At 74.6% G+C, this 2,452-nt stretch carries 1 protein-coding gene; it reads right to left on the reverse strand.

The window, feature by feature from the left end:
* Positions 1-69: 69 nt before the first annotated feature.
* On the reverse strand, positions 70-2,452 hold a 2,383-nt coding region (glgB, locus tag AN218_RS30095), incomplete at its 5' end, for a 1,4-alpha-glucan branching enzyme (protein WP_338059653.1).

Below are 2,452 nucleotides of genomic sequence, written 5' to 3' on the forward strand. Positions count from 1 at the left end.
CCCGTCCGGTACGGCATGTGCGTACCGGACGGGCCTTCCCGCGTGTGCGCCCTGGTGGGGGCGGGGCGGTCAGTCCGGACGGAGCCAGAGCGTCGCCCTCGCCGGGAGCACCGGCGTGACCGACACCGGAAGCCCGTGCGCCGGGTGCTCGGACGGTACGAGGACGCCGGGGTTGCCGGTGCCGCTGCCGCCGTAGCGTGCGTCGTCGGTGTTGAGCACTTCGCGCCAGCCGGTGCCGGTGCCGGTGCCGAAGCCGGTGCGGGGCACTCCCAGCCGGTACGAACGCACCGTCACCGGCGAGAAGTTGCTCACCGCCAGCAGCGGTGCGCCCGAGGCGTCGAAGCGCAGCAGGGCGAAGACGCCACGGGCGTCCGCGTCCGCCGGGCGGCTGCCGCCGTCCTCGACCCAGCGGAAGCCCGCCGGGTCGGCGTCGAGCTGCCACAGCGACGGGGTGCGCACATAGCGGGAGTTGAGGTCGCGTACCAGATCCCGTACGCCGCGGTGCCCGTCGCTCCCCGGCGTCGAGGGCTCCAACAGCCGCCAGTCCGGGCCGAGTTCCTCCGACCACGCCGTCTCCTGGGCGAACTCCTGTCCCATGGCGAGCAGTTGCTTGCCCGGGTGCGCCCACATGAAGCCGAGGACCGCGCGCAGGTCGGCGAGCCGGGACGAGGGGCCGCCCTCCGCCGTCGCGGATGTCCGCCCGTTCGTCCGTACGGTGCCGTGGGCCGCCTCGTGGTGCGGGACGGGCAGAAGGAAGCTCTCGGCGTAGCCGCGGGCCATGGCACGCGTCAACAGGCCGTCACAGCGGGCTCGTTCGGCCGGTGCGAGGCGCAGATAGCCGAGCGTGTCGTGCGTCCAGTCGGTGTTCCACTTGAAGTCGAAGCCGAGGCCGCCGAAGCCGGACTCGCCCTCGTGGTCCGTCGCGCGGGTCACGCCGTCCCAGGACGCGGAGTCGACGGCCGCGGTGATCACACCCGGGCAGCGCCGGTGGAGCGTGGCGTTCATCTGCTGGAGCAGCGCCACCGCGTCCCGATTCCCCTGCCCGGCACGGGAGTCGGCCGTACGGGCACCCGGTTCGCAGGAGCCCTCCGTGCGGAGCATGGTGGCGACGTCGTCCACGCGGAGCCCGTCGACGTGGAACTCCTCGCACCAGTGGACGGCCGCGGCGACCAGGTAGTTGCGCACGGCGGGCCGCCCGTAGTCGAACTCCGGCCTCTCCGGGCCGTGTTGGCCCTGTTGGCTGTGTTGGCCGGGTTGGCTGGGTTGGTCCGGTGCGGGGCGTTCGTACAGCGCGGGCCCGTCGAAGTGCGCGAGCCCCCGCTCGTCGTCCGGGAAGTGTCCCGGCGCCCAGCCCAGAAGCACCCCGACGCCCGCGCGGTGCAGCGTGTCGACGAGATGGCGGAAGTCGTCCGGGTCGCCCAGCCGCGCGGGCGGTGTGAACAGACCGGTCCGGCGCCGGGCCCGCGCACTGCCGCAGGGGTGCTCGTCCCACGGCATCAGCTCCACGTGTGTGAAGCCCATGTCCCGTACGTACGCGGGGAGTTCGGCGGCGAGTTCGCGGTAGGTCGCCCCGGGGCGCCAGGAGGGCAGATGGATCTCGTAGACGGACAGCGGCGCCGCGAGCGGGTTGCCCGCGGCGCGCCGGTCGAGCCAGTCGCCGTCGCGCCACCGGTACCCGGAGGTGTGCACCACCGAGGCGCCGGTGTCGGGCGTCTCGGCGGCCCGCGCCATCGGATCGGCGCGCAGCACACGCGAGTCGTCCTCCCGTACGACCTCGAAGGTGTAGCGGGCGCCGTCGCCGACTCCGGGCACGAACAGCTCCCACACGCCCGAGGTGCCGAGCGCGCGCATCGGGTAGGCGGTGCCGTCCCAGCGGTTGAAGTCGCCGGTGACGCGCACGCCGCGGGCGTTCGGGGCCCACACCGTGAACCGCGTGCCGCTCACGCCCCGTTGCGTCATGGTGCGTGCGCCCAGCGCCCGCCACAGCGTCTCGTGCCGGCCCTCGGCGAACAGCCGCAGGTCCAACTCGCCGAGCGCGGACGGGAATCCGTACGGGTCGACGACGCGTACGCCGTCCCCGCCCGAACCGTCGCCGTACCGCACGAGCAGTTCGTACGCGGGAACGCCGGGCGGCGGTGGCACGGCGGCCTCGGGCACCGTGCCCGCGAAGAACCCGCCGCCCTCGTCGAGCAGTTCGGTACGCAGCTCCTGAGCGCCGTCGCGGACGAGGACGCCGACGGAGACCGCGCGCGGGCGCAGCGCACGGAAGCGGACGGTGCCGTCCGGGAGGGCGTGCGGGCCGAGGTGTGCGTGCGGGTCGTCGTGGGTGCCGGCCAGCAGCCGTTCGCGGTCGGCGGCGGACAGCGGGGGCGCGGCGTCGGCACGCGGGACGTCGGGGATGGCAGTGGCAGTGGCAGTGGCAGTGGCGGGGGCGGGGGCGACCGCGGCGGTG

The organism is Streptomyces nanshensis (genome assembly GCF_001751255.1).
Lineage (GTDB): Bacteria > Actinomycetota > Actinomycetes > Streptomycetales > Streptomycetaceae > Streptomyces > Streptomyces nanshensis_A.